The organism is Streptomyces sp. HUAS MG56 (genome assembly GCF_058673395.1).
The window spans coordinates 5,194,245-5,217,663 of the sequence record NZ_CM178722.1 but is presented as its reverse complement, the minus strand read 5'-3'; the positions used below and the strand labels follow the sequence as shown (position 1 = coordinate 5,217,663).

General features: G+C 71.8%; 29 protein-coding genes. 17 read left to right on the top strand and 12 right to left on the bottom strand.

Annotated elements, in window-relative coordinates; translation table 11 throughout:
- Window positions 1-123: 123 nt before the first annotated feature.
- The gene (locus AC4OXY_RS24720; RefSeq protein ID WP_402062514.1) at window positions 124-567 is read right to left on the bottom strand and encodes an ATP-binding protein; all 444 of its coding nucleotides are present in this window, start codon (window positions 565-567) and stop codon (window positions 124-126) included.
- 228 nt (window positions 568-795) lie between these two features.
- Between AC4OXY_RS24720 and AC4OXY_RS24715 the strand changes: the two genes are divergently transcribed.
- The 8 genes from AC4OXY_RS24715 (at window position 796) to AC4OXY_RS24680 (ending at window position 4,784) form a co-directional block, all read left to right on the top strand.
- Window positions 796-1,650, top strand: coding sequence for a helix-turn-helix domain-containing protein (locus AC4OXY_RS24715; RefSeq protein WP_402062517.1), 855 nt, complete (start codon window positions 796-798; stop codon window positions 1,648-1,650).
- Window positions 1,651-1,660: 10 nt separating this feature from the next.
- Window positions 1,661-1,846 (top strand): DUF397 domain-containing protein, encoded by a 186-nt coding sequence (locus AC4OXY_RS24710; protein WP_402062519.1) that lies wholly within the window; start codon window positions 1,661-1,663, stop codon window positions 1,844-1,846.
- An 87-nt stretch (window positions 1,847-1,933) separates the two neighbouring features.
- Window positions 1,934-2,161 carry a hypothetical protein gene (locus AC4OXY_RS24705; protein ID WP_071377625.1) on the top strand — a complete coding sequence of 76 codons (228 nt, stop codon included), beginning with the start codon at window positions 1,934-1,936 and terminating at the stop codon, window positions 2,159-2,161.
- Complete coding sequence (locus AC4OXY_RS24700; RefSeq protein ID WP_356020622.1) at window positions 2,148-2,663, top strand: DUF6879 family protein; 516 nt, start codon at window positions 2,148-2,150, stop codon at window positions 2,661-2,663. The genes AC4OXY_RS24705 and AC4OXY_RS24700 overlap by 14 nt, the downstream gene beginning before the upstream one ends.
- Window positions 2,664-2,669: 6 nt before the next feature.
- Entirely contained in the window at window positions 2,670-3,521 is an 852-nt protein-coding gene (locus tag AC4OXY_RS24695; protein WP_362817016.1) for a helix-turn-helix domain-containing protein, read from the top strand.
- 63 nt (window positions 3,522-3,584) lie between these two features.
- On the top strand, window positions 3,585-3,839 hold the full coding sequence (locus tag AC4OXY_RS24690) for a hypothetical protein (protein WP_356020527.1): 255 nt from the start codon (window positions 3,585-3,587) through the stop codon (window positions 3,837-3,839).
- Window positions 3,836-4,276: a glycine-rich domain-containing protein gene (locus AC4OXY_RS24685; RefSeq protein WP_376295466.1), complete on the top strand. Its 441-nt coding sequence runs from the start codon at window positions 3,836-3,838 to the stop codon at window positions 4,274-4,276. Before AC4OXY_RS24690 ends, AC4OXY_RS24685 begins: the two co-directional genes overlap by 4 nt.
- Before the next feature lie 79 nt (window positions 4,277-4,355).
- The gene (locus tag AC4OXY_RS24680) at window positions 4,356-4,784 is read left to right on the top strand and encodes a hypothetical protein (protein ID WP_491991085.1); all 429 of its coding nucleotides are present in this window, start codon (window positions 4,356-4,358) and stop codon (window positions 4,782-4,784) included.
- 247 nt (window positions 4,785-5,031) lie between these two features.
- Here the strand turns inward: AC4OXY_RS24680 and AC4OXY_RS24675 are convergent, their stop codons facing one another.
- Both AC4OXY_RS24675 and AC4OXY_RS24670 read right to left on the bottom strand, forming a co-directional pair.
- Window positions 5,032-6,030, bottom strand: a complete 999-nt coding sequence (locus AC4OXY_RS24675) for an inorganic phosphate transporter (protein WP_356020521.1) — start codon at window positions 6,028-6,030, stop codon at window positions 5,032-5,034.
- Between the two features lie 7 nt (window positions 6,031-6,037).
- Window positions 6,038-6,658, bottom strand: coding sequence for a DUF47 domain-containing protein (locus tag AC4OXY_RS24670; RefSeq protein WP_071380744.1), 621 nt, complete (start codon window positions 6,656-6,658; stop codon window positions 6,038-6,040).
- A gap of 218 nt (window positions 6,659-6,876) precedes the next feature.
- On the opposite strand from AC4OXY_RS24670, the gene AC4OXY_RS24665 reads away from it, so the two are divergent.
- Entirely contained in the window at window positions 6,877-7,236 is a 360-nt protein-coding gene (locus tag AC4OXY_RS24665; RefSeq protein WP_356020518.1) for a metal-sensitive transcriptional regulator, read from the top strand.
- Here AC4OXY_RS24665 and AC4OXY_RS24660 read toward each other — a convergent pair whose 3' ends face one another.
- Window positions 7,237-7,404: a hypothetical protein gene (locus AC4OXY_RS24660; RefSeq protein ID WP_356020627.1), complete on the bottom strand. Its 168-nt coding sequence runs from the start codon at window positions 7,402-7,404 to the stop codon at window positions 7,237-7,239.
- A 101-nt stretch (window positions 7,405-7,505) separates the two neighbouring features.
- Entirely contained in the window at window positions 7,506-8,414 is a 909-nt protein-coding gene (locus tag AC4OXY_RS24655) for an SCO4651 family lipoprotein (protein ID WP_356020516.1), read from the bottom strand.
- A gap of 136 nt (window positions 8,415-8,550) precedes the next feature.
- On the opposite strand from AC4OXY_RS24655, the gene AC4OXY_RS24650 reads away from it, so the two are divergent.
- Window positions 8,551-8,718 carry a hypothetical protein gene (locus AC4OXY_RS24650; protein ID WP_356020514.1) on the top strand — a complete coding sequence of 56 codons (168 nt, stop codon included), beginning with the start codon at window positions 8,551-8,553 and terminating at the stop codon, window positions 8,716-8,718.
- On the opposite strand, the gene AC4OXY_RS24645 is transcribed toward AC4OXY_RS24650, so the two are convergent.
- The 6 genes from AC4OXY_RS24645 to AC4OXY_RS24620 form a co-directional block, all read right to left on the bottom strand.
- Window positions 8,700-9,110 carry an NUDIX hydrolase gene (locus AC4OXY_RS24645; protein ID WP_356020511.1) on the bottom strand — a complete coding sequence of 137 codons (411 nt, stop codon included), beginning with the start codon at window positions 9,108-9,110 and terminating at the stop codon, window positions 8,700-8,702. The genes AC4OXY_RS24650 and AC4OXY_RS24645 overlap by 19 nt on opposite strands.
- 19 nt (window positions 9,111-9,129) lie before the next feature.
- Window positions 9,130-10,209: a CHAD domain-containing protein gene (locus AC4OXY_RS24640; RefSeq protein ID WP_376295472.1), complete on the bottom strand. Its 1,080-nt coding sequence runs from the start codon at window positions 10,207-10,209 to the stop codon at window positions 9,130-9,132.
- Window positions 10,190-12,421 (bottom strand): RNA degradosome polyphosphate kinase, encoded by a 2,232-nt coding sequence (locus AC4OXY_RS24635; RefSeq protein WP_376295474.1) that lies wholly within the window; start codon window positions 12,419-12,421, stop codon window positions 10,190-10,192. The genes AC4OXY_RS24640 and AC4OXY_RS24635 overlap by 20 nt, the downstream gene beginning before the upstream one ends.
- 244 nt (window positions 12,422-12,665) lie before the next feature.
- Complete coding sequence (locus AC4OXY_RS24630) at window positions 12,666-13,649, bottom strand: ABC-2 membrane transporter-related protein (protein ID WP_491991084.1); 984 nt, start codon at window positions 13,647-13,649, stop codon at window positions 12,666-12,668.
- The gene (locus AC4OXY_RS24625) at window positions 13,646-14,575 is read right to left on the bottom strand and encodes an ABC transporter ATP-binding protein (RefSeq protein ID WP_356020503.1); all 930 of its coding nucleotides are present in this window, start codon (window positions 14,573-14,575) and stop codon (window positions 13,646-13,648) included. The genes AC4OXY_RS24630 and AC4OXY_RS24625 overlap by 4 nt, the downstream gene beginning before the upstream one ends.
- A complete protein-coding gene (locus AC4OXY_RS24620) occupies window positions 14,572-15,054 on the bottom strand; it encodes a GntR family transcriptional regulator (protein ID WP_376295477.1) in 483 nt (160 codons plus the stop codon). The genes AC4OXY_RS24625 and AC4OXY_RS24620 overlap by 4 nt, the downstream gene beginning before the upstream one ends.
- Before the next feature lie 130 nt (window positions 15,055-15,184).
- On the opposite strand from AC4OXY_RS24620, the gene AC4OXY_RS24615 reads away from it, so the two are divergent.
- The 5 genes from AC4OXY_RS24615 to AC4OXY_RS24595 are packed head-to-tail and all read left to right on the top strand — an operon-like array spanning window position 15,185 to window position 19,686.
- Window positions 15,185-15,727, top strand: a complete 543-nt coding sequence (locus AC4OXY_RS24615; RefSeq protein WP_356020499.1) for an RNA polymerase sigma factor — start codon at window positions 15,185-15,187, stop codon at window positions 15,725-15,727.
- Window positions 15,724-16,569 carry a zf-HC2 domain-containing protein gene (locus AC4OXY_RS24610; protein WP_362816948.1) on the top strand — a complete coding sequence of 282 codons (846 nt, stop codon included), beginning with the start codon at window positions 15,724-15,726 and terminating at the stop codon, window positions 16,567-16,569. The genes AC4OXY_RS24615 and AC4OXY_RS24610 overlap by 4 nt, the downstream gene beginning before the upstream one ends.
- A complete protein-coding gene (locus tag AC4OXY_RS24605) occupies window positions 16,566-17,450 on the top strand; it encodes an ABC transporter ATP-binding protein (RefSeq protein WP_356020495.1) in 885 nt (294 codons plus the stop codon). The genes AC4OXY_RS24610 and AC4OXY_RS24605 overlap by 4 nt, the downstream gene beginning before the upstream one ends.
- On the top strand, window positions 17,447-18,982 hold the full coding sequence (locus AC4OXY_RS24600; protein ID WP_491991083.1) for an ABC transporter permease: 1,536 nt from the start codon (window positions 17,447-17,449) through the stop codon (window positions 18,980-18,982). Before AC4OXY_RS24605 ends, AC4OXY_RS24600 begins: the two co-directional genes overlap by 4 nt.
- Complete coding sequence (locus AC4OXY_RS24595) at window positions 18,970-19,686, top strand: ABC transporter (protein WP_491991082.1); 717 nt, start codon at window positions 18,970-18,972, stop codon at window positions 19,684-19,686. The genes AC4OXY_RS24600 and AC4OXY_RS24595 overlap by 13 nt, the downstream gene beginning before the upstream one ends.
- A 336-nt stretch (window positions 19,687-20,022) precedes the next feature.
- Here the strand turns inward: AC4OXY_RS24595 and mshD are convergent, their stop codons facing one another.
- The gene (gene mshD, locus AC4OXY_RS24590; protein WP_491991081.1) at window positions 20,023-20,949 is read right to left on the bottom strand and encodes a mycothiol synthase; all 927 of its coding nucleotides are present in this window, start codon (window positions 20,947-20,949) and stop codon (window positions 20,023-20,025) included.
- Between the two features lie 240 nt (window positions 20,950-21,189).
- On the opposite strand from mshD, the gene AC4OXY_RS24585 reads away from it, so the two are divergent.
- A complete protein-coding gene (locus AC4OXY_RS24585) occupies window positions 21,190-21,312 on the top strand; it encodes a hypothetical protein (protein WP_362816945.1) in 123 nt (40 codons plus the stop codon).
- Window positions 21,313-21,634: 322 nt separating this feature from the next.
- Complete coding sequence (locus tag AC4OXY_RS24580; protein WP_491991080.1) at window positions 21,635-23,419, top strand: ABC transporter ATP-binding protein; 1,785 nt, start codon at window positions 21,635-21,637, stop codon at window positions 23,417-23,419.

The following is a 23,419-nucleotide window of genomic DNA, read 5'->3' as shown; positions in this document are numbered from 1 at the left end:
TGCATGGCGGTGCCACCGCGAGGACGCAAGAGGGCCCGCCCCTGGCTCCCGGGGGCGGGCCCATTGCGTTTCCCGGCCCACCCGCCCACCCGCCCACCCGACTCGGTCGGCTGGAAGGTGCTGTCAGGCGCCCACCTCGAACCACAGCAGCTTCCCGGCGCCTCGGTCCAGCGGACTGTCCCCGAGGGTGAGTCCGCCCCATGAATCGGCGTATTCCTGTACGAGGTGCAGTCCGCGTCCCTGCTCCGCGTTCACCGGCGCATGCGGTACCCGATCCCAGGGAGGCTCCCCGAAGGGGGCGGGGATGTTCGGGTGCCTGTCCCACACTCCGATCCGAATCCGGCCGTCGGCGAGCGCGGTGAGCCGTAGCGAGGCGGGCCCGTTGGTGTGCTGATAGGCGTTGCCGACCAGCTCGGACGTCAACAGTTCGACCCGGTCCAGGACTTCGTGTCTGCCGTGCCCGTTCAGGACGGCCCGCACGGTCGTACGTGCGACGCGTGCCGCGCGGGGATCGTGGGGCAGACGAAGGGCGTACACCCAGGTGTCGGGCAGGGATACGGTGCCCATGAAGACCTCCGACGAGAGAAGGGGCTTGGGTTCGCTCAACTGACCACGTCAAGGCGGTGGCTCTGCCTGGGGTAGGTGCGCTTCCGGCTTAGAGGTGGAGGGAGTTGAGCGGTACGTGATTACGGTAGAGCAGATGGTTAGATGCATCTAACGGAATAGGTAAGATCCGTCCACTCTTCACTCGTGTGAGGGAGCGTTACGCCGCGCCGCGGCCAGGAAGGAGACTCCGTGCCGCCCACCAACAGTCCGTCGCTCCGACAGCGCCGGCTGGGCGCAGAGCTGCGCAAACTCCGGGAGCGAGCAGGACTCACCGCTACCGGCGCCGCCGAACTCCTAGGCGTCAACCAAGCGCGCGTAAGCATGATCGAGACCGGCCGCACTCCCATCAGCGCCGACTGGCTGCGCTCCATGGTCCATGTTTACGACTGCGTGGACGAAGCACTCATCGACGCTCTTGCCGCGATGACAGGACGGCGCGCCCGTGGCTGGTGGGAGGAGTACCGCGGGCACGTGCCGGTGGCTCTGGTCGATCTGGCGGAGCTGGAACATTACGCGTCCGCGCTTCGCGTGGCGCTGATGATCCATATCCCGGCGCTGCTCCAGACGACCGATCACGCCCGCGCTCTCTTCCAGTCGGCGGCGCCGTCGATGCGCCAGTACGAGATCGAACACCGTCTTACCCACCGAATGAAACGGCAGGGGGTTCTGCACAAGGCAGATCCGCCTCCGTATACGGCGATCATTCATGAGACGGCACTCCGCATGAACTTCGGTGGCCCCGCCGTGGTTCGTGGCCAGCTCAAGCACCTGCTCGACATGAGTGAACTGCCGCATGTCACCGTGCGGGTGATCCCCTTCGAGGCGGACCACTTCCCGGCCACCGGTCAGCCCTTCGACTACGTAGAGGGTCCTGTCCCACAGCTCGACACCGTCCAGTTGGACTCCTACCACGGTGCCTGTGAATTCATCGATGCCGAAGCTCAGTTGAACAAGTACCGCGCGGTGCTGAACCGCATGGAGTCCTGTGCGCTCAGCCGCGCCAGGACGCGCGACTTCGTCAGCCACCGCATCCAGGACCTGTGAAGGAGTAACCATGCCATCCCTCACCTGGCGGAAATCCACCTACAGCCCCGACGGCTCGAACTGCGTCGAGATAGCCACCACCCCCACCGCGATCCACGTCCGCGACTCGAAGGACACCGGTGGCCTCCAGCTCACCATTACCTCCTCCACCTGGACGGAGTTCATCCGCTACGCGGCAGGGGGCAGAGCCTCGTAGAAGTTCGTGCAAGTTCGTGGTGGTGGCGGCGTTCTGGCCTGCAAGCTCGTTCAAGCGATCGCCCATCACGGTCAAAGGAGGCCAGGCATGACGTTGCGCAAGCTGGGCAAGGACCCCGAGAGTCCTGAGGGCAAGTCGCCGACCGTGTACCTCGACGATGAGAAGGACACCTACCTGGTCCAGGGCTGGAAGGTGACCGATGAGGACAGGCGCTCGCAGTTGGATCTGCCCGGTCACGAAGACGTCGTAGAGATCCCCCGACGCATGGTGCAGTTCTTTCTGGAGGTGAACAGCGGTGGCGATGCCGACGCTTGAGGAACGGCTTCGGCGCTGCACCCGTGCTGCCGTGCACCTGGAGATGCGCGACGGCTACATGCGTTCCGATCCCCGTTTCGTTGCCTGGCAGCAGGGCGTCAGGAACGACCCGGCCGACAGTGACCCTGAGCGTCGGCCGTGGTTGCGACTGATCGCCGACCTGGTGGGCCAGGGGGTCGAGGTGCGGAGGGCGCGGATCGTGTCGGAGCCGGTGTCGGACTACATCAGCTTCGAGCACCACCTGACCGGTCCCACCCTCGCCGCAGGCGAGCAGGTTCGCTGGTTGCCCCGCCGCCGTGCCTCCGGGCTGGCCTTGCCGGGAAACGACTTCTGGCTGTTCGATGACAGCTCATTGGTCTTCCACCATTTCGCTGGAGATGGTGAACTCGCGCCTGATGACGAGGAGTTCACTGACGATCCGGCCGTGGTGAAACTGTGTGCGGACGCGTTCGAGGCCGTCTGGTCCCTGGCAGTACCGCACGCGGACTACCCGCTGACCTGAGCCACCATCTCCAGCGTGTCCTCATCCAGCGTGAAGCAAGCACGGCAGGCTCTGGGCCGGCGTCTGCGCGAGATCCGCAAGGACGCCGGCCTCACGTCGCGGGAACTGGCACGACGTGCCGGCTGGCATGAGTCCAAATGCTCGCGTCTTGAGAATGGGCACACGCTGCCGTCCGATGCTGACATCCGCACGTACACCGCCCACTGTGCTGCCAGGGGTGAGACGGCCGACCTCATCGCCACTGCACGCGGTATAGAAGGTGCGTACATCCAGTGGCGGCGTATGGAGCGGGCGGGACTGAAGCGCGCCCAGCAATCAGTGGCGCCTCTGTTCGAGCGCACGCGACGCTTCCGCGTCTACCAGTCGTGGGTGATCCCAGGACTGCTCCAGTCGGACGCGTACACGCGAGCCGTGCTGAGCACCGTGGCCCAGCTGCGGGACGTGCCCGACGACATCGATGACGCCGTAGCCGTCCGTATGGACCGCCAGCGCATCCTGCGCTCCGGTGACCGCAGGTTCGCGATGCTCGTCGAGGAGTGGGTACTGCGAACGGTCATCGGCGACAGCGACACCATGGCCGGAGCACTCGGCCATCTCATCTCTGTCGCTTCGCTGCCCTCGGTCAGCCTGGGCGTCATTCCACTCGGCACGCCCCGCGGTGCCGGTTGGCCCGTCGAGTCGTTCACCATGTACGACGACGCCCAGGTCAACGTGGAACTCGTCTCTGCTCACCTGACGGTCACCCAGCCTGGTGAGATCGCCGAGTACTCCAAGACGTTCGCGGAGCTGTCCGCCATCGCTTTGTACGGCGTACGGGCCAGAGCGCTCATCACTGCTGCCATCGATGCCCTTGCGTAACCACCGCGCAAGTCCGTAGAAGTTCGTCGACCCCAAGGCCCCCACCGTTCCAGCCTGGGCGCCATGGCCAGAATCCGGCAGACCTACCCCGACCCGCGTCCCGTTGATCTTCCCATCGGCTTCCATGCCTGGCTCCTGGACTGCGCTCCTGTCGCTGACTGCGAGACCTGCCAGTCCGAGTGGCAGCGCCTCAACGCGGCCAAGGGGCTCGGCGACATCACGCAAGCCGCCAAGCACGCCACGAACATCCGCGATCACGCGTCCGACGGTCACTCACAGCGGCAAGGCGCAGTCGCGCAAGAGAGGACTCCCAAATGACCATGGCACCTGAAACGCCGACCGTCGCCCTGCGGCACGGCCGGGACCTTGTCACGCCCGAGCTGTTCGCGCGGCTGGCCGACTTCTGCGCCGAGGAATACGGGCACGAGCGGTCCATGGCCGAGCGGATCATGACCGAGGCCCTGGCGTTCGTGGACGTCATGGGCCGGACTGGCGAGGGCATGTCGCCCTCCGCCGTCGTGGACCCGGGGTGGCATACGTTCATGCTCCACACCGAGGAGTACGCCGAGTTCTGTCACACGCGTTACGGCCGGTTCATCCACCACGCCCCGAAGTCCCGATACAGGGACAGGGCCACGATGGCGGACGTCGTGGCCAGGATGCGCGCCCACGGCTACAAGGTCGACGAGTCCCTGTGGGGCACCAAGGCCGACTGCAATGAACCGACGTGCTGCGGCGACGGTCCCTGCTGCTGATACCGGCCACTGTCAGTGCCAGCTCCTGGAGTCCCCGTTCTCGCGGTCGGGGACTCCAGGGGGCGAAAAGGGAGTTTTCATGGCAACTGCTGAAGGAACCAAGGGCCGGGGACGGGTGACCGTCTTCTCCCTCTTCGGGCCCGTCTTCGGTTACGCGACCACGCTCGTGGACGATCAGCAGCTCGCCTACGTGGGGCCACTGACTCCCGGTGTCGGGTGGCGCCTGCTCTGGAGGATGGCGGAGAGGTGTCACAACGACGGGGCGACGGAAATCAGGAAGGCCGAGTGGATCGTCTCGCAGGCGTCCCGGGCGTTCATCTGCGGGAGCGGTGTCGTGGTGAAGCTCTCCGACGCCGATTGGGAGATGGAGGCCGGCGGCTGGTCCGTGGAGCTGAGCGGCTCCTGGTGCAACCAGGACGTGCTGGTCACCGGCAATCTCACGGTGCCGGCGCTCACCGACGAGCAGACCGCCCCGAAGCCCACCTGCTACCCGCAGTACGCCGACTGACGCCCCGCCCGATCCGCAGGGCGCACCCCTCGGCCGCAGACCAAGACGGGTTTCGATGCCGGCGATTGGCACGTCTGGGCCGGCCCGGACGGCCGTGACAGGGGCTTCGCCGGGCGTCACTGGCCCAGATCGGCCAACCGTCGGCCGACCGGCACTGATCCGGCCGCGTCCCGGACAGCGAACCGCCCACCCTCTTGGTCGGCTTGTCAGCTGACCGAGACGGGTGGGCGGGTGGGCGGGAAAGGAACTACAGCGCCACCAGCTTGACCACGCCGAAGGCCAGCGCGGCGACCAGCGCGGCGGCCGGCATCGTGATGAACCAGCCCAGGACGATGTTCTTGGCCACGCCCCAGCGGACGGCGTTGACGCGCTTCGTCGCGCCGACGCCCATGATCGCCGAGGTGATGACGTGGGTCGTGGAGATCGGCGCCTTGAAGAGGAACGCCGTGCCGAACATGATCGACGCGCCGGTGGCCTCCGCGGCGAAGCCCTGCGGAGGGTCCAGCTCGATGATCTTGCGGCCCAGGGTGCGCATGATGCGCCAGCCGCCGGCGTAGGTGCCCAGCGACAGCATCACCGCCGAGATGATCTTCACCCAGACCGGGATCGGGTCGCCGAAGGTCTCGTTGCCGGAGATCACCAGGGCCATCACCACCACACCCATGGTCTTCTGGGCGTCCTGGAGGCCGTGGCCGAGGGCCATTCCGGCGGCTGACACCGTTTGCGCTATGCGGAAACCGCGCTTGGCCTTGTGCGGGTTGGCCCGGCGGAAGATCCACATGATCGCCAGCATGGCCAGGTAGCCGATGATCAGGCCGACCACCGGGGACAGCACCATCGGGATGATGATCTTGTCGATCACGCCGTTCCAGTGCACACCGGTGCCGCCCGCCAGCGCCGCGCCCACCAGACCGCCGAACAGGGCGTGGGAGGAGGAGGACGGCAGGCCGTAGTACCAGGTGGCGAGGTTCCAGACGATCGCGCCGATCAGGGCCGCGAACAGGATGCCCATCCCGGTCCCGCCGCTGGGCGTCTCGATGAGGCCCTCGGAGACCGTCTTGGCGACGCCGGAGCCCAGGAAGGCACCGGCCAGGTTCATCACCGCGGCCATCGCCAGGGCCGCGCGCGGGGTGAGGGCGCGGGTCGACACCGAGGTCGCGATGGCGTTCGCGGAGTCGTGGAAGCCGTTCGTGTACGTGAAGAAGAGCGCGACCAGAATGGTCACGATGAGGGCGAAGGTGTCCATCGACGCCTCAGGACTCCTTGACGGCGATGGTCTCCACCGTGTTCGCCACGTGCTCGAACGCGTCCGCCGCCTCTTCCAGGACGTCCACGATCTGCTTCAGCTTGAGCACCTCGATCGCGTCGTACTTGCCGTTGAAGAGGTGGGCCAGCAGCTTGCGGTGGATCTGGTCCGCCTGGTTCTCCAGCCGGTTGACCTCGATCCAGTACTCGGTGAGGTTGTCCATCGTGCGGAGGTTCGGCATCGCCTCCGCCGTCAGGTCCGCCGCCCGGGCCAGCACCTCGATCTGCTGCTCGACGCCCTTCGGCAGTTCCTCGACGTTGTAGAGGACGACCAGGTCGACGGCTTCCTCCATGAAGTCCATGATGTCGTCGAGGGACCCGGCGAGGGCGTAGATGTCCTCGCGGTCGAACGGCGTGATGAACGAGGAGTTCAGCTGGTGGAAGATCGCGTGAGTGGCGTCGTCACCCGCGTGTTCCGCGGCCCGCATACGCTCTGCGATCTCGGCTCGGGCAGGTCCGTCCGCCCCGAGCAGTTCCATCAGGAGTTTCGAGCCCGTGACGATGTTGTCCGCGGATGCGGCGAACATGTCGTAGAAGCTCGTCTCCCTGGGGGTCAGACGAAAGCGCACGTGGGGTCCTCGGGGTGCTTCGGTTTCGGTCAGGCTGATGCTAGGCGCATCATCCGGCCACGGCTATCGGGCCGCATCCCAGTGTCGCCCATCAGGCACAGTGATCAGCACGGGGGCGTACCAAGGGCCCCATACCCAGCAAAATTCGTTACCATATACCCAGTAGGGGTATGTGAACGCAATTGTGACCAAGATCGTGACCCAGACGGAGGCCAGCGATGACGACGACCGAGGCCGGCGCCCCGGCTCCCGCCGAGGGTACGGCCGCCGAGGGAACCTGCCACGACGCCCCTGCCACGCACGGCTACCACAAGCAGAAGGACGAGCACCTCAAGCGGCTGCGCCGGATCGAGGGGCAGATCCGCGGGCTGCAGCGGATGGTGGACGAGGACACGTACTGCATCGACATACTCACCCAGGTCTCGGCCTCCACCAAGGCCCTCCAGTCCTTCGCGCTCCAGCTGCTGGAGGAGCATCTGCGGCACTGCGTGGCCGACGCGGCGCTCAAGGGCGGTGACGAGATCGACGCGAAGGTGGACGAGGCGACGAAGGCGATCGGCCGCCTCCTGCGCACCTGATCACCCGCGCTCGCGCTCACGCTCCTCGTACACCCGCAGCACCTCGTCGATGCTCTCCAGGCTGAGCCGGTCCTCGGCGGCCGACGCCGCGATGATCAGCTCTCCGCACAGCTCGATCTCGGCGAGGGCCACGTGGTCCTGAACCGCCGTCCCGCCGACCGGAGCCACCCGCCTCACCTCTTCTCTGCCGTCACCGACTTCCTAGAGTAGGCAGCGCTCTACACACCGCGCATGGCACGGACGGGCTAGTCCCCGGATGGCCCGGCGGGCTAGTTCGAGGGTTCCCGGGTGGCTTCCCGGGATGGCTTGTTCTCGCCGGTGTCCGTGCCGGCCTCCTCCGCGATCCGGCCGGCGTAGATGTCCTGCGCGTGCGGCAGCCGCACCTCGGCCGGGGTGCCGAAGTCGTACAGCAGCGTCGTCGAGGCGACCGCCACCGGGGTCTTCTGCCGGCCGTTGACGAAGCTGAAGCGCTGCCGGAGCTTGCGGATCCGGCCCTGGTCGTCGAGATAGACGTCGAACGGGACCTCGGCCGTGGCGAACCCCTTCGCTGCCGCGCCCAGGGCCGCCCGGTTCGCGGCGGAGGCGCTGCGGGCCGCGTCGGCCAGATTCGCGGTGCCCCGGTAGTGCCGTACGGGGGTGCCGCCGACCTCGGTGCGGCCCGCGTAGGCCGCCGTACGGGTGCCGCGCAGCACCTCGGCCGCCGCGTACGGGTCGGTCGCGCCACCGGTGACCAGGTTGCCGTCGGCCACAGAGGCGGTGGCCACCCGCACCCACTTGTCGGCGGGCACGCCCGCGCCCCGGTTCTTCATGAACAGGGCGCCGGGTGCGAGCAGTTCGGTGATGGGCTGGTGCTCGGCGGCGCCGGCGGGATCCTCGGGCAGGACGACGGTGAGCCGGCCCAGCCGGTGCCGGTAGTCGTAGACGCCCTTGCCGCGGATGGTGACCCGGGTGCCGCCGGCGGCCATCTCCATGGAGGTGGTGGCCTTCGAGGTGCCCGCGCCGCCCAGGGTGTCGGCGGTCCGCCGCAGCAGGGCGACCGGATCGCCCGCGCCCTTCACGTCGTCGGCGGCGGCCCGGCTGTCCGAACAGCCCGTGGCACCCGCCGCGAGGCCGAGCAGGACCCCGACCGCGACGACCGTCCCGCCCAGGTGACTGTGCTGTTGCTGCCGCCGATCCATCGCCTGCCTACCCCCAAGCCGGTACGTCCGTCACGGGCCCCAGTCGTTCCGGTTAACGACGGGTAGGGGGGCACCGTCACGCGCGAGGGCGGGCGCACGGAGGGCGTAAGGGAAGCGCGGGAGTACCGTTGACGTCGTGGCGCAGCAGGATGGGCCGGAGCGCGTCCGGCGGGAGCACCTCACTTCTACGACGGAACAGGGCCGCTTCTGCCTGGCCCGCTGCGTCTGCGGCTGGCGCGGCCCGGCCCGCAGAGCCCGCAGCCAGGCCCGTACCGACGCGGAGGCTCACACGGCCAGTGCGTGAAGGGCGTCCGCCACCAGGTCCCGGTCCCGCGGCTGGGTGAGCCGGTCGCGGGCGGCGGCGGGGGAGAGCCACAGGATGCGGTCGACCTCGGCGTTGGGCGTGAAGCGGCCGGACACCGCCCGTGCCGCCCAGTAACGCACCTGTTTCGGGCGGCCGTTGGCCAGATAGCGCATGGTGGGCAGCTCGGCGCCGGGCTCGGCCGTGTACCCGGTCTCCTCGGCGACCTCGCGCAGCGCCCCGGCGAGCGCGTCCTCACCCCGCTTGAGCTTGCCCTTGGGATGGGACCAGTCGTCGTACTTGGGCCGGTGGACCAGGCAGATCTCCAGGTCCCCGGCGACCGGCGAGCGGCGCCAGAGCACGCAGCCGGCCGCCAGGACCAAGGTGTCGTTCACACCGCCTCCAAGCGGGATGTCAGGGCGTGCCGACGGTCTGCTGCTGCCAGGCCTGCTGGAAGGCGAACCGGGCCGCCTCCACCTCGTGCCGCTGGTCGGCGTGGAGCACCCCGAGCGCGTACGCCGTCGCCGGCGCGATGCGCGGGGTACGGGCCGCCTGCGCCGCCGCGGCCGCCGCCTCCGAGGCGTCCCGGTGCCGGTTCAGCGCCTGCCCCGCCGACAACAGCCGCACGTCCACCGGTGAGTTGCCCCCATGCAGCACCTCCTGGGCGTACCGGTGCAGGCGCAGCAGCAGCCGGACCTGGTGCCAGGGGCCGTCCTGGGGGTGCGGGGACGGGTCCGGGGACAGGCCGTGGACCAGGGCCTCCGCGTTGTACGGGTGGCCCGCGGTGACCAGGGGGAGTGCGCCGATGGCGGCCGTCAGCCGTTCCTCCGCAGCGGCTGCCGGCGGGCGCAGGTCGGTCGTCGCGGCGGTGCGGGTGAGGGGCACCTCGCTGGCGAGTACGGCGACCTTGTCGGCCACGGCGTGAAAGCGGCTGGACCCCAGTGCCTGGAGCGCGGTCGAGTGGGCGCGGGTCCGGGCCAGGGTCAGCTGGCGCTCCAGCAGGGCGCCCGCCTTGGCCGCGCCCACGGTGAGGTTGCCGCGCTCCTGTGTGGCCGTCGTGCCGGCCGCGCCACCGGCCGGGAGCGGCGCGGCGGCCAGGGCGGCGTCCACCGCCTGGGCCGGGAGCACGGTCGCCCCCGACAGCCGGTGCAGGGCCAGCAACAGCCGTTCCAGACGGGCCTCGTAGGAGTGCTCCAGGCCCAACGTGCCGGACAGCCAGGCCAGTTCGGGGCGCATCTCCTCGGACCAGTCGGGGTCGAGGAGGGGCCGGAAGGTGTGCAGGTTGCCGCTGATGCGGCGGGCAGAGCGGCGCAGCAGCCGTGCCGCGTCGACGGACTCCTCCGCGCCGTTCGCCTGGTGGCTGCCGCCGGTCTCCCGGTGCAGGCGCAGGGCGCGGAGGAACTCCGTGGCCTGGGCGCGCAGATAGGCCGCGAGGGACTCTCCTGTCGCCACGTCCGCCGCGGGGTCCGTCGGGTCAAGGTGTTGCTGTGCCACGCCGGCGCCTCCGGGCGTCTATGAGCATCTCCTGGACGTTGCGCAGGGGCTGTCCGTCCCCATCGGTCGCGTGCCGGGTCCACTCGCCGTCGGGGCCGAGGTGCCAGGAGGCCGTGGTGTCGGACATGCCGGTGTCGAGCAGCCGGTTCAGGGCCGCCCGGTGGGCCGGGTCGACGACACGGACCAGGGCCTCGATCCGGCGGTCGAGGTTGCGGTGCATCATGTCGGCGCTGCCGATCCACACCTCGGGCTCCCCGCCGTTGCCGAAGGCGAACACCCGCGAGTGTTCGAGGAACCGGCCGAGTATGGAGCGGACCCTTATGTTGTCCGACAGGCCCGGGACGCCGGGGCGGATCGCGCAGATGCCGCGCACCCAGACGTCGACCGGCACGCCGGCCTGGGAGGCCCGGTAGAGGGCGTCGATGACGGCCTCGTCGACCATCGAGTTGACCTTGACGCGGACGAAGGCCGGACGGCCCGCGCGGTGGTGCTCGACCTCCTTGTTGATCCGGGAGATCAGGCCGTCGCGCAGGGACTTGGGGGCCACCAGCAGGCGGCGGTAGGTCTCGCGGCGGGAGTATCCGGACAGCCGGTTGAACAGGTCGGACAGGTCCGCGCCGACCTGCGGGTCGGCCGTGAGCAGGCCCAGGTCCTCGTAGAGGCGGGCGGTCTTCGGGTGGTAGTTGCCGGTGCCGACGTGGCTGTAGCGGCGCAGGGTGTCGCCCTCCTGGCGGACCACCAGGGACAGCTTGCAGTGCGTCTTCAGGCCGACCAGGCCGTAGACGACGTGGCAGCCGGCCTCCTCCAGCTTCTTCGCCCACTTGATGTTGGCGTGCTCGTCGAAGCGGGCCTTGATCTCGACCAGGACGAGGACCTGCTTGCCGGCCTCGGCGGCGTCGATGAGCGCGTTGACGATCGGGGAGTCGCCGGAGGTGCGGTACAGGGTCTGCTTGATCGCGAGGACGTCCGGGTCGTCGGCCGCCTGCTCGATGAAGGCCTGCACGGAGGTGGAGAAGGAGTCGTACGGGTGGTGCAGCAGCACGTCCCGCTGGCGCAGGGCGGCGAAGATGTCCGGCGCCGACGCCGACTCGACCTCGGCGAGGTCGCGGTGGGTGCCCGCGATGAACTTCGGGTACTTCAGCTCCGGCCGGTCGAGGCTGTGGATGCGGAAGAGGCCGGTGAGGTCCAGGGGGCCGGGGAGCGGATAGACCTCCGCCTCGGAGATCTTCAGCTCGCGGACCAGCAGGTCGAGCACCTCGCGGTCGATGGACTCCTCGACCTCCAGGCGCACGGGCGGCCCGAAGCGGCGCCGCATGAGCTCCTTCTCCAGGGCCTGGAGCAGGTTCTCGGCGTCGTCCTCCTCGACCTCCAGGTCCTCGTTGCGGGTGAGCCGGAAGGCGTGGTGCTCCAGCACCTCCATGCCCGGGAACAGCTCCTCCAGGTGCGCGGCGATGACGTCCTCGACGGGGACGTAGCGGCCGGGGCTGCTCTCCAGGAAGCGGGACAGCAGCGGCGGCACCTTCACGCGCGCGAAGTGCTTGTGGCCGCTGACCGGGTTGCGCACGACGACGGCGAGGTTGAGCGAGAGACCCGAGATGTACGGGAAGGGGTGCGCGGGGTCGACGGCGAGCGGGGTCAGGACGGGGAAGATCCGGTGCCGGAAGAGGGTGAACAGGCTGGCCTGTTCCTTCTCGGTCAGCTCCTGCCAGCGGACGAGGTGTATGCCCTCCTCCGCGAGTGCGGGGGCGACGTCCTCGTGGTAGCAGGCGGCGTGCCGGGCCATCAGCTCGCGCGAGCGGGCCCAGATCATCTCCAGGACCTCGCGGGGCTGGAGGCCGGACGCGGAACGCGTGGCGACGCCGGTGGCGATCCGGCGCTTCAGGCCGGCGACGCGGACCATGAAGAACTCGTCCAGGTTGCTGGCGAAGATCGCGAGGAAGTTCGCGCGCTCCAGCAGGGGCGTGTTCGGGTCCTCGGCCAGCTCCAGGACGCGCTCGTTGAAGGCCAGCCAGCTGCGCTCGCGGTCCAGGAACCGGCCCGCGGGCAGGGGGGTGCCGTCCCCCGGCGCCTCCTCGTAGTCGTCGAGGTCGGCATCGAGGTCGGGCTCCAGGTCGGAGACCGTGGCGGCGACGGTGTGCGGGCGGTGCGCGGCGATGGAGCCCACGGGGGGCTGCGTCTGCTGGACAGGTGCCTGGGCGTCTGGCTGACTCATGACCCCATTCTTCCGCGCCATGGGCGTGACGGGCGCGTCGGAACGTGCGGGCGGGAGCGTCACGGCCCCGTTCGGCGCGGCCCTCTCGGGGGGCGGCGAAGGCTCTGGCACGGCGGGCTTCATTGGCCGAGCGTCGCAAGTCTGGCTGAATCAATGGTTACGGAGACATGACGTGCGGGATAGCGCGGGGCGGCTCCCAGGGGGGAGCGCCCCGCCGGAGACCGGGCGGGGGTCCCGCCTGGCCCTACGACACCTGTCGCCGCAGCACCCGGAAGCACGCGAGGGCGAGCAGCCCGGTGACGGCCAGGAGGAGGGCGCTGGCGGTGAGCTGGAGGGGCCAGTAGTGGGAGTAGGGGTGGTAGGTGTTGTAGAAGCCCGCGGCCTTGGCGTAGGCCGCGTCGCAGGCCGCCTCGGAGTCGCAGCTGGGCATCGGCAGGTGGCCGCCGGTGCGGGTCAGCAGGCCGTGGTCGACGCCGAGCCCGGTCCCGAGGTCGGCGTGCTGCTGTGTGACGGGGGCGGTCCGGGTGACCGCCGGCCACAGGTGGGGCAGCAGTTGCTGGGTCGTGCCCCAGACGCCCGACATGAAGACCACGCCGAGGACCAGCGCGGGCAGCGCTCGGCGCAGCAGCAGGCCCGCCAGGGCGCCGGCCGCGAGCCCGGCGAGGGCCAGGGCGGCGGTGGTGGGTCCGTTGGCGTGGAAGGTCCCCGTGTCGTACCAGGTCTTGGCCGTGTCGATACGGCCCCGGCCCGCCGCCCAGGCGCGGTGGTGCAGCCAGAACAGCAGGCTCGTGCCGGCGGTGAGGGCGAGGGCGGGGACGGTCAGCCGGGCCGCGAGCCAGCGGGCCGGGGAGGCGCCCTGGGTCCAGGCCAGCCTGGCCGTGCCGGACTCCAGTTCGCGGCCGGTCAGTGCGGCCCCGGCCCAGGCGGCCACCAGGAAGGGCAGCACGTTCAGGGCGTAGGTCGTGTAGTTGTACCAGCTCTTGTAGCGCAGGATCGCGGTCTGGTCGTAGCTGCACGGCCGGTCGAAGTCGCAGGCGTCGTAGTGCCGCCAGCCCTGGGCGGCCGCGTCGGCCCACGGGCCGGCGAGGGTGATCAGCAGGCCGGCGACCACGGCGAACAGGCCCGCCCACGCGAACAGCGCGGGCCGGTGCAGGCGCACCACCCAGCGGGTCATGCGCGGCCTGCCGGCGGCCGCCACGGCGTCGACCGGTCCGGTCAGAACAGTCACGCGGCACTCTCCTCGGTGACGGCTTCGGTGGTTTCGGCGGTGTCGGCGCCTTCGCCGGCTTCCGCGGTGGCCAGGGCGGGGGCCCCGGGGTTGCGCAGGTGGGCGAGGACCAGCTCCTCCAGCGAGGGCACCGAGGTGCGCCAGTCGCCGGGGAGCGGTCCGGCCGGGCGGATCAGCGCGGTGAGCTGGCGGCCGGTGGTGCGGGACTCGACCACGGTGTGCGGGGCGAGGCCGGTGCCGGCCTCGGCCGTGATCCGGCGGTGGGCGGAGCGCAGGTCGTCGATGTCGCCGGCCAGCCGGACCCGGCCGTCGCCGACGAGGAGCAGGTGGTCGCAGGAGTCCTCCAGCTCGGCGACCACGTGCGAGGACATCGCGATCGTGGTGCCGTGCTGGGCGGCGTCCGCCATCAGCGTGCCCATCAGCTCGTGCCGGGCGAGCGGGTCGAGGTCGGCCATCGGCTCGTCCAGGAGCAGCAGTTCGGGCCGTTTGCCGAGGGCGAGGGCGAGCGCGACCCGGGTGCGCTGGCCGCCGGAGAGCGTGCGGACACGGGCCTCGGGGTCGAGGGCGCCGCCCGCGACGACCCGCTCGGCGTAGGCCGCGTCCCAGCGCCCGGGGTTGAGGTCGGCGCCCATGCGCAGCGTCTCGGCGACCGTGAGCTGGGGGTGGAGCGGCTTGTCCTGGGCGACGAAGCCGACCCGGGGGCGGGCCTGCGCCGGGCTGGTGCCGAGCACGGTCAGCCGGCCCTCGGTGGGCGGGAGCAGCCCGGCGGCGAGCGCGAGCAGCGTCGACTTGCCGGCGCCGTTGGGGCCGACGACGGCGCACACCCGCCCGGCGGGCAGCCGGAAGCCGCACTCCCGCAGCGCCCGGCGCCCCCGCCGGCCGAACCGTTTCCCCAGTGCCTCGGCCCTCAGCGCCGTGTCGGTCATGACGGGTCTCCCTGCAAGTTCGCGGTGTGCTGGGTGTGCTCGGTGTCGCGTCGAGTGCCGTACGCGGTGACGTGCGTGCCGGGTTCGGCCGCGTGCGCGTCGGGTACGGCGAAGCGCTGGTCGAGTACGGCGGTGAAGAGCGCGGCCACGTCCTCGCGGTCCAGCCCCGCCTCGCGCGCCCGGTCCGTCCAGGTCTCCAGCTCGGCGCGGAGCGCGGCGTCGGCGGTCGCGGCGCCGAGCGAGCGCCGGACGAAGGTGCCGAGCCCGCGCCGGGCCTCCACCAGCCCCTCGCGCTCCAGCTCCCGGTACGCCTTCAGGACGGTGTTGGGATTGATCGCGGTGGCCTCCACGACCTCGCGGGCCGTGGGCAGCCGGTCGCCCGGCCGCAACAGGCCCATGCGCAGGGCCTGCTTGGTCTGCTGGACGATCTGGACGTAGGTGGCGACCCCGCTGTGCCGGTCGATGCGGTACTCGACCACGCCCTCACCACCCTTTCACTAATTGAGTAGTGAAAGGGTGGTGCAAGCCCGGCCGGGAAGTCAAGCGAGGATCCGCAGAACCGATCGAGGATCCGTGAACCGATCGTGGGCCCCGGTCCGATGAGGAGACGTGAGCGAGAAGAGAAGCGACGGAGAGCTGCTGCGGGCCATCGCGGCGGACCGGGACCGGCGCGCCTTCGAGGAGCTGTACCGGCGCTACGCGCCGTGGCTGACCGCGCGCCTGCGCGGCCGGTGCGCCGACGCCGGGGTCGTCGACGACGTCGTACAGGAGACGTTCCTCGCGATCTGGCGGGGCGGGGCCCGCTACCGCGAAGAGGGCGACGTGGCCGGGTGGCTGTGGCGGATCGGCTCGCGCCGGCTCGTCGACGCGCTGCGCGGCGACGGGGCGCGCGGCCGGCTGCGGCAGGCGCTGGCCCGGCTGCGGCACCGGGACGAGGCGTCCGCCGAGGAGCGCGTGCTCGCGGGGGTGGAACACGGGGACCTCGCGGGCGCGCTGGTCCGGCTCTCGCCCGAGCTGCGGGCGGTGCTCCAGGCGACGGTCGTCGACGGCCTGTCCACCCGTGAGGCCGCCGTCCTGCTCGGCATCCCGCCGGGCACGGTCAAGACCCGGGCGATGCGGGCCCGGAAGCAACTGCGGGAGGCACTGGCATGACCTGGCATGTCGCCGAGGACGATCTGCGGGCCTACGCGCACGGGGAACTGGCGCCCCCGCTGCTGTGGTCCGCCGACACGCACCTGACCGGATGCGCCGACTGCCGGGAGCGGCTCGCCGGGGTCTGGGACCCCGGTGCGCTGGACGCGGCCTGGGAGCGGCTGGACGCCGAACTGGACGTGCCGCGGCCGGGCCCGTTCGAGCGGCTGCTGCTCCGCTGCGGGGTGGCCGACCACACCGCGCGGCTGCTGGCCGCCACGCCCGTGCTGCGCCGCTCCTGGCTGACGGCGGTGTCGCTGCTGCTGGTGCTCTCGGTGCTGACGGCCCACGGCGGTCACTCGGACACGTTCTTCCTGGCCGTGGCACCGCTGCTGCCGCTCGCCGGGGTCGCGCTGTCGTACGGGCCCGCGCTCGATCCGACGTACGAGATGGCGGTCGTCTCACCCGTGCACGGCTTCCGGCTGCTGATGATCCGTACGGTCGCCGTGCTCGCCGCCGCGCTCGGCCTGTCGGGCCTGGCCACCCTCGCGCTGCCCGGGTACGGGCTCGGCGCGCTCGGCTGGCTGCTGCCCGCGCTCGCGCTCACCACGGCCGGGCTCGCGCTGACACCCCGGCTCGGGCCGGTCGTGGCGCCGTCCGCCGTCGGCGGGGGCTGGGTCGTCCTGCTGCTGGCCGCCCGCGCGCACCAGGGCGGCGGCGCCGGGGCGCTCGTCCCCTTCACCGCGGCCGGCCAGGCGGTGGCGGCCGGGGTCGCCGCACTCGCCGCCGGGCTGCTCTTCGCCGCCCGCGACCGCTTCGACCAGTCCCACCCGTCCCACCACTCGTACCGGAGCGCCGCATGACGACCGTCTCTGCCCCCGTCACCGTCTCCGCCTCCGGGCTGACCCTGCGCTACGGCACCACCCGCGCCCTCGACGACGTGTCGCTGCGGCTCAGCCGTGGCGTGACCGGACTGCTCGGGCCCAACGGCGCCGGAAAGACGACCCTGTTGCGGGTGCTCGCCACCTCCGTGCCGGCCGGTTCGGGCGCGTTCACGGTGCTCGGGCACGACCCGGCCACCGCGCGCGGCCGCCAGGAGGTGCGGCGCGCGCTGGGCTATCTGCCGCAGACGCCCGGCTTCCATCCCGACTTCACGCCCTTCGAGTTCGTGGACTACGTCGCGATCCTCAACGAGCTGACCGACCGCGCCGCCCGGCACCGGGAGGTGCGCCGGGTGCTGGACGAGGTCGGGCTGGCCGAGGTGCGCGGCAAGCGGATCAAGAAGCTGTCGGGCGGGATGCGGCAGCGGGTCGCGCTGGCGGCAGCGCTCGTCGGCGACCCCGGGTTCCTGGTGCTGGACGAGCCGACGGTCGGCCTCGACCCCGAACAGCGCATGCGTTTCCGGGAGCTGATCGCCCGGGCGGGCGAGGGCCGCACCGTGCTGCTGTCCACCCACCAGACCGAGGACGTGGCGATGCTCTGCCACCGGGTGCTGGTCATGTCCGGCGGCCGTATCCGCTTCGACGGCACCCCCGCCGAGCTGGCCGCGCGGGCCGCGGGCCGGGTGTGGAGCAGTACCGCCCGCGACCCCGGCGCGAAGGCCGGCTGGCGCACCGGCACCGGCAGCTACCGCAACGTCGGCGACCCGCCCGAAAACGCCGACCTGCTCGAACCCACCCTGGAGGACGGCTATCTGCTCGCCCTCGACGGCCATCACGACGGCCGGGCGGAGGTGACGGCGTGACCGCGACCACCCTCACCCAGCGGGCGGCACCCGCCGCAGCTCCCACCGGCACCCGGAACACCCGGGCCGCCGTCCTCGCCCTGGCCGCGTTCGAGGCCCGCCGTCTGTTCCTGCGCCTGCCCGTGCTGCTGGCCTTCGCCCTCCACGTCACCTGGATCGTGTGGCGCACGCTGCGGCCGTCGGACGACTACCCCGTCCTCCAGGACGCCGACCGCGCCACCCAGGGCGGCCCGCTGCTGGTCGGCCTCGCGGTGCTGCTGTGCGTGAACCAGGCCGTGCTGCGCTCCCGGCGCCGGGACACCGAACGCCACTTCGCGGTGCTGGCGCTCGGCGCGTGGCGCCGTACGGCCGCGCACGCGCTGTCCGTCGTCCCGCTCGCGCTGCTCACCGCCCTGGCCGTGACCGCCCAGTTCACCTGGGAGGCGCTCAAGTCCGGTGCGGTCGGCCGGGGTTCGGTGGCCGAGCTGCTGACCGGACCGCTGACGGTGCTGCTGTTCGGGACGATCGGGGTGCTGCTCGCCCGGCTGGTGACCTCGGCCGTCGCGGGACCGCTGCTCACCGTGGTGTTCCTGCTGTTCTTCGGCGGCGGCGCGTTCCCCTACACCGGGCAGGAGACCGGGGCCGTGTGGCTGGGCCCGGTGGTCACCACGATCGGCGTCCACCCGTACCCCTCCGACCTGCTGGGCCGCCCCGCCGGCTGGCACGCGCTCTACCTCGCCGGGCTGGCCCTGACCGCGGCGCTGCTCGCGGTGCTGGTCTCGGGCGGCCGCCGGAACCGGGCCGTGCAGGTGGCCTTCGCCGGTGCGCTGGCCCTGGCCGTGCTGGGCGGGGTCGTACAGACCGGCGGGGTGCCGGCGCGGACGGTCGCGGCCCGTACCCGCGCCTCGGTCGCTCCGGAGAAGGTGCAGACGTGCGTGCGGCGCGGGCAGGTGCGGTACTGCGCCTTCTCCGAGTGGATGCCCCGCGTCGCCGACTGGGCGCGGGTCGCGGACCGGGTGCAGGCCCTCGCGGGCGGCACCGCGCGGGGGCGGGACCTGCTCGTACGCCAGCGGATGGACGTCCGGGGCGGGCTCTCCGACGACGCCGCGCTCGCCCCCTCCACCCGCCCCGGCCAGGTGACCGTCGGCACGTCCTGGGGCGGCAACCGGGTGCCGGAGTTCTCCACCGCCGTGGCCGGTGTGCTGGTCGCGGGCGACGAGAGGGCGGCGAGCGCGTTGTGCGACGGCCGGATGGTCACGGTGATGTGGCTGTCCCTCGCCTGGCAGCCCGACCCCGAGTCCGCCCTGCGCGATGTCCGCCTCGACGACAGCCTCAAAGGCTCCGCGATCGTGCTCTCCCGCACCGAGCCCCTGCTCATGACGGCCGGTCAGACCAAGGTCGTCCGCGCCCTGCTCGACCGCCCGTTCTACGGCGTGGCCGCCAGGGTCAAGTCCCACTGGGCCGAGCTGACGACCCCCGGGGTCACGACGGCCCGGGCGGCCGAACTGCTGGGCGTGCGGGCGTCGGTGGGGGCGGACAAGTGCGCGCCGTGACCCCGGACCCGGACTCCCGCCCGAGCCGGGCACTGCCGATCCGGGCACTGCCGGGTGCGCGGGTCGCCGCGGCCCTGGTCGTCCCCCTCTGGCGCACCCTGCCCTGGCGGACGCTCGGTGCGGCCGCGGCGGTGGGGCTGCTGGTGGTCGGGGCCGGCCGGGCGGCGGGGGCCGGGCCGGTGGAGACCCTGTACCTCCTGCGGGGCGCCGGTCTCGCCCTCGCCCTCGGGGTCGCGTTCCTGCTGGACGACCCCGCCCGGCACACCACGACCCCGGTACCCGTCCGGCGGGCGGTGCGCACGCTGCTGCGGGCCGCGCTCGTGACGCCCGTCGCGGGGCTGTGGTGGGTGGCCGTCCTGCTCCTCGTGCCCGGTGCGGACCGGCCCCCGGCCGGGGACCTCACCCTGGAGGCGGGCACCGCCTTCCTCCTCGCCCTCGCCGGGGCCGCCGTCGCCGTGCGCTACGGCGACGCCCCCGAGCCCGGCCGGCCGGTCGCCACCGCGCTGCTCGCGACCGCCGTCCTCGCCCCCCGGCTGCTGCCCGACCACTGGGCGCTGTTCGTCTCACCGACCGACCCCGGATGGGCCGCGGGACACGAACGCTGGGCATGGCTCCTGACGGCCGCGGCGGCACTCTGGACAGCCTCACTCCACGAACCACGCCCCCGCCACTCCAACCGAGCCACCCCCCACACCCCCGCGTGACCGCCGGCCCGGGTGGCCCCCGCCGTCGAGGCCTGCGGCTGGTGGTCGGCCGGTGTCGAGGGTGTCGGCTGCGGCTCGCGTCTCGGCCGGTCCTGCCGGGCCGGTGCCGCACGCCTCCGCGTAACTGCCGGCTCCCGCTCGGGCCTCTGGTGGGTGGCCCCCGCCCAGGGCTCCACCCGGTAGGCGGTGTCCGCTCGGAGGTCCGGTCGGTGGCCACCTGGCGCCGAGGCGCCCGGCAGGTGGGCACCCGCCGCCGAGGCTCACGTCAGGTGGTCGGTCACCGATGAGGGCGGTGGTCGGTGCCGCTCGTGCGTCCGCCCGCCGGGGAGCTCTCGGTCACGTCTCCGTCCGGTACATCAGGTCCGTCTCGTACGTCGTGAAGCCCAGGCGTTCGTACACGGACACGGCCGCCTGGTTGTCGGCGTCGACGTAGAGCATCGCCGTCGGCAGGCCCTGTGCGGCCAGGTGGCGCAGGCCGATCGTGGTGAGGGCCTTGCCGAGGCCGCCGCCCTGTTCGCCGGGCCGCACGCCGAGGACGTACACCTCGCCGAGCTGCTCCTCCGCGTGCACCTTGGTCCAGTGGAAGCCGACCAGCTCGCCGCTCCGCTCGGCGAGGAAGAAGCCGGCCGGGTCGAACCACGGCTCGGCCTTGCGGTCGTCGAGGTCCCGCTGGGTGAGCGAGCCCTGCTCGGGGTGGTGGGCGAAGGCGGCCGCGTTGACCGTGAGCCAGGCGGTGTCGTCCTTGCCCGGCACGAAGGCGCGCACGCTCACGCCCTCCGGCAGCTTCGGGTCGGGCAGTTCCAGGCCGGTCAACGGCCGCCGCATCTGACGCAGTTCACGGAACAGGGTCAGGCCGAGCACCTGGGCCAGGTGCCGGGCGGCGGGATGTCCGCCGTGCGCCCACACCCGCAGCCGCTTGCCGGACGCGCCGAGCAGGGCGGAGCCGAGCGCCCGGCCGTGCCCGTGCCCGCGGTGCACGGGGTGGACGACGAGTTCGGCGGCCGGCGCCTCCACCGGGTCGGTGTCCTCCAGCTGGGCGTAGCCCACGAGTTCACCGTCGACGGTCAGCAGCAGATGCGAGACGCCCTCCCGGGTGCCCCCGCGCAGTTGCAGCCGCCCCTGCTCGGACACCGGTTGCTGCCCGTCGGCCCGGACGACCTCGGCCAGCAGGTCGAGCACGGCCTCGGCCTGGTCCGGGGTGAGCGCGGAGTAGGTCTCGATGGAGCGGGTTGGGAAGGCTCGTACGGTGTCGTCGCTGCTCATGGGTACGAGGGTACGGGGCGGGGGTCGCCGCCGTGCGGCAGAACGTTCGACACGCGCCATAAAACCTGTGTGAACACCGCTGCGGTTCCAGAATTCCCCTGTGAATTGCGCACAGGGGTATTTCATTCAGGTCTCATCGGAATCGGCTTTTCCTGGCTCGCGAATCCCGTAATGTTTTCCATGTCGAAAGCGAAAGGCGCTGACGGCAGCAAGACGGCAACGAAGAGAGAGGTCACAGTCGTGAGCTTCCACAAGATCGTCCCGGTGAAGAAGACCCGCAAGCCCGCCCCGGCGCCGAAGCCGCAGCCCCGCAGGCACCAGCCGAAGAGGCACGAGCCCAAGCGCCCGGTCGGCCACAAGTAATTCCCGGACGGCACAGGAAAAAGAAAGGGAAATTCCATGTCTTTCCACAAGCTCGCTCCCGTCAGGACGCACTGCAAGCCCGGCCCCGAGCGGAAGAAGCCGGCGCCGAAGAAGCCCGAGCCGCGCCGCCGCCCGATCGGCGACAAGCGCTGAGACAAGCGCTGGGGCATGCGCTGGGACAAGGGCCGGGACAAGGCCTGAGTCAGTCCGTCGTGAGGCGGGGTCACCGGTCACCGCGTGGTCGCACCGGTGGCCCCGCCTCGGCCGTGTCAGCTGCCTCAGCTGTGTCAGCCATGTCCACAGCTGTGGAAAGGATCCGCCGATGCTGAGGGAAGCGCGTGAGGCCTTCCGCCGGTTCTGGCCGCTGACCCGCGGGGACCGCGGATGGCTCGCGGCGATCGTCGCGTGCGTGGTCGTGGCCGCGCTCGCCGAGACCGCCGCGATCCTGCTGTTCGCGCAGCTCACCGACCACGCATTGAAGGCCGGTTCGCTCGCCGCCTTCTGGGGTCCGGCCGGCGCCTGGCTGGGCGTGGCCGCGCTCGCCGCGCTCGCCGGTTATCTGGGCAACTCCCTGGCCACCCGGACCGCCGAGAGATTCGTCCTGCGCCTGCGCGCGTCCGTCTTCCGGCACGTCCAGGACCTGCCCCCGCACTTCTTCCAGCGTCATCGCCAGGGCGACCTGGTCGAACGGCTCACCGGAGACGTCGAGTCCATCGAGCGGCTGGTGGTGTCCGGCGTCGTGGGAGCGGTGTCCGCGGGGTTCTCGGCCGTCTTCTACGCCACCGCCGCGTTCTGGCTGCGCTGGGACCTGGCGCTGGCCACCTTCGTCCTCGCGCCCCTGTTCCTGCTCGCCGCCCGCCGCTTCTCCGGCCGGATCGGCGAGGCCTCGCGCGCCGAGCGGGTCGCGGACGGCGCGATCACCTCGGTGGTGGAGGAGTCGCTCGGCAACGTCGTGCTCACCCAGGCGTACAACCGGCAGCGCGACGAGGAGTGGCGGCTGGAGCGTGAGGCCCGCGCCTGGATGCGGGCGAGCGTGCGCGGGGCGCGGCTGAGCGAGATGTACGAGCAGTGCGTCGAGATCGTCGAGACGCTGTGCGTGATCGCGGTCATCGGCCTCGGCGTCTGGGAGATCTCGGCGGGCCGTATGACCCTGGGACAGCTCCTCGCCTTCGCCGCCTTCCTCGGCTACCTCTACCCGCCGATCCGCAGCCTCGGGCAGCTCGGCCTCACGGTCACCGCGGCCACCGCCGGCGCCCGCCGCATCGGCGAGATCCTCGACGCCGAGCCCGCCGTCACCGACCCCGCGCGCCCCGTCCCGGCCTGGCCGGTGCGCGGCCGGCTCGCCTTCCACCGGGTCTCCTTCCGCTACCCCGACGCCGTCCGCTCCTGCCTCCGCGACATCGAACTCACCGCCGAGCCCGGCGAGTTGGTGGTCGTCACGGGCCCGAGCGGTGCCGGAAAGTCCACCCTCGCCGCCCTCCTCACCCGCTTCTACGACCCCACGGCCGGCGCGATCACCCTCGACGGCGTGCCCCTCACCGACGTGCCCCTCCGCTTCCTCCGCGAGCAGATCACCCTGCTCCCGCAGCAGACGCTGATCCTGAACGGCACCATCCGCGAGAACATCGCCTGCGGCCGCCCCGGCGCGACGGACGCCGAGATCGAACGGGCGGCGAGGAGCGCGGCGGCCCACGACTTCGTCACCGCGCTTCCCGACGGCTACGACACCCGCATCGCCCCCGGCACCGCCGCCCTCTCCGGCGGCCAGCTCCAGCGGATCGCCATCGCCCGCGCGATGCTGCGCGCCTCGCCGGTCCTCGTCCTGGACGAGCCGACGGCGGGCCTGGACGCGGTGGCCGCCCGCCAGGTGGTGCGGCCCCTGCGCCGCCTGATGTCCGGCCGTACGACGATCATGATCACCCACGACCTGTCGCTCGCCCCCGACGCCGACCGCATCCTGGTCGTCGAGCACGGCCGGCTGGTGGAGACGGGAACGCACGCGGAACTCCTCGCCCGGGGCGGCGCGTACGCCCGGCTGGCGGCCCCGCTGCCGGAGACGGCCGTCGAGGCGCCGACGCCGCAGGACACGATGATCCTCAGGCGGTGA

Excerpts from the sequence above, each read along its gene's own strand:
- AC4OXY_RS24655 (WP_356020516.1), bottom strand. The coding sequence starts at position 8,414 with ATGGATCGGCGGCAGCAACAGCACAGTCACCTGGGCGGGACGGTCGTC.
- AC4OXY_RS24580 (WP_491991080.1), top strand. The coding sequence starts at position 21,635 with ATGCTGAGGGAAGCGCGTGAGGCCTTCCGCCGGTTCTGGCCGCTGACC.
- AC4OXY_RS24635 (WP_376295474.1), bottom strand. The coding sequence starts at position 12,421 with ATGAGTCAGCCAGACGCCCAGGCACCTGTCCAGCAGACGCAGCCCCCC.
- AC4OXY_RS24685 (WP_376295466.1), top strand. The coding sequence starts at position 3,836 with ATGACCATGGCACCTGAAACGCCGACCGTCGCCCTGCGGCACGGCCGG.
- AC4OXY_RS24720 (WP_402062514.1), bottom strand. The coding sequence starts at position 567 with ATGGGCACCGTATCCCTGCCCGACACCTGGGTGTACGCCCTTCGTCTG.
- AC4OXY_RS24700 (WP_356020622.1), top strand. The coding sequence starts at position 2,148 with ATGCCGACGCTTGAGGAACGGCTTCGGCGCTGCACCCGTGCTGCCGTG.
- AC4OXY_RS24710 (WP_402062519.1), top strand. The coding sequence starts at position 1,661 with ATGCCATCCCTCACCTGGCGGAAATCCACCTACAGCCCCGACGGCTCG.
- AC4OXY_RS24665 (WP_356020518.1), top strand. The coding sequence starts at position 6,877 with ATGACGACGACCGAGGCCGGCGCCCCGGCTCCCGCCGAGGGTACGGCC.
- AC4OXY_RS24625 (WP_356020503.1), bottom strand. The coding sequence starts at position 14,575 with ATGACCGACACGGCGCTGAGGGCCGAGGCACTGGGGAAACGGTTCGGC.
- AC4OXY_RS24605 (WP_356020495.1), top strand. The coding sequence starts at position 16,566 with ATGACGACCGTCTCTGCCCCCGTCACCGTCTCCGCCTCCGGGCTGACC.
- AC4OXY_RS24705 (WP_071377625.1), top strand. The coding sequence starts at position 1,934 with ATGACGTTGCGCAAGCTGGGCAAGGACCCCGAGAGTCCTGAGGGCAAG.
- AC4OXY_RS24690 (WP_356020527.1), top strand. The coding sequence starts at position 3,585 with ATGGCCAGAATCCGGCAGACCTACCCCGACCCGCGTCCCGTTGATCTT.
- AC4OXY_RS24680 (WP_491991085.1), top strand. The coding sequence starts at position 4,356 with ATGGCAACTGCTGAAGGAACCAAGGGCCGGGGACGGGTGACCGTCTTC.
- AC4OXY_RS24675 (WP_356020521.1), bottom strand. The coding sequence starts at position 6,030 with ATGGACACCTTCGCCCTCATCGTGACCATTCTGGTCGCGCTCTTCTTC.
- mshD (WP_491991081.1), bottom strand. The coding sequence starts at position 20,949 with ATGAGCAGCGACGACACCGTACGAGCCTTCCCAACCCGCTCCATCGAG.
- AC4OXY_RS24610 (WP_362816948.1), top strand. The coding sequence starts at position 15,724 with ATGACCTGGCATGTCGCCGAGGACGATCTGCGGGCCTACGCGCACGGG.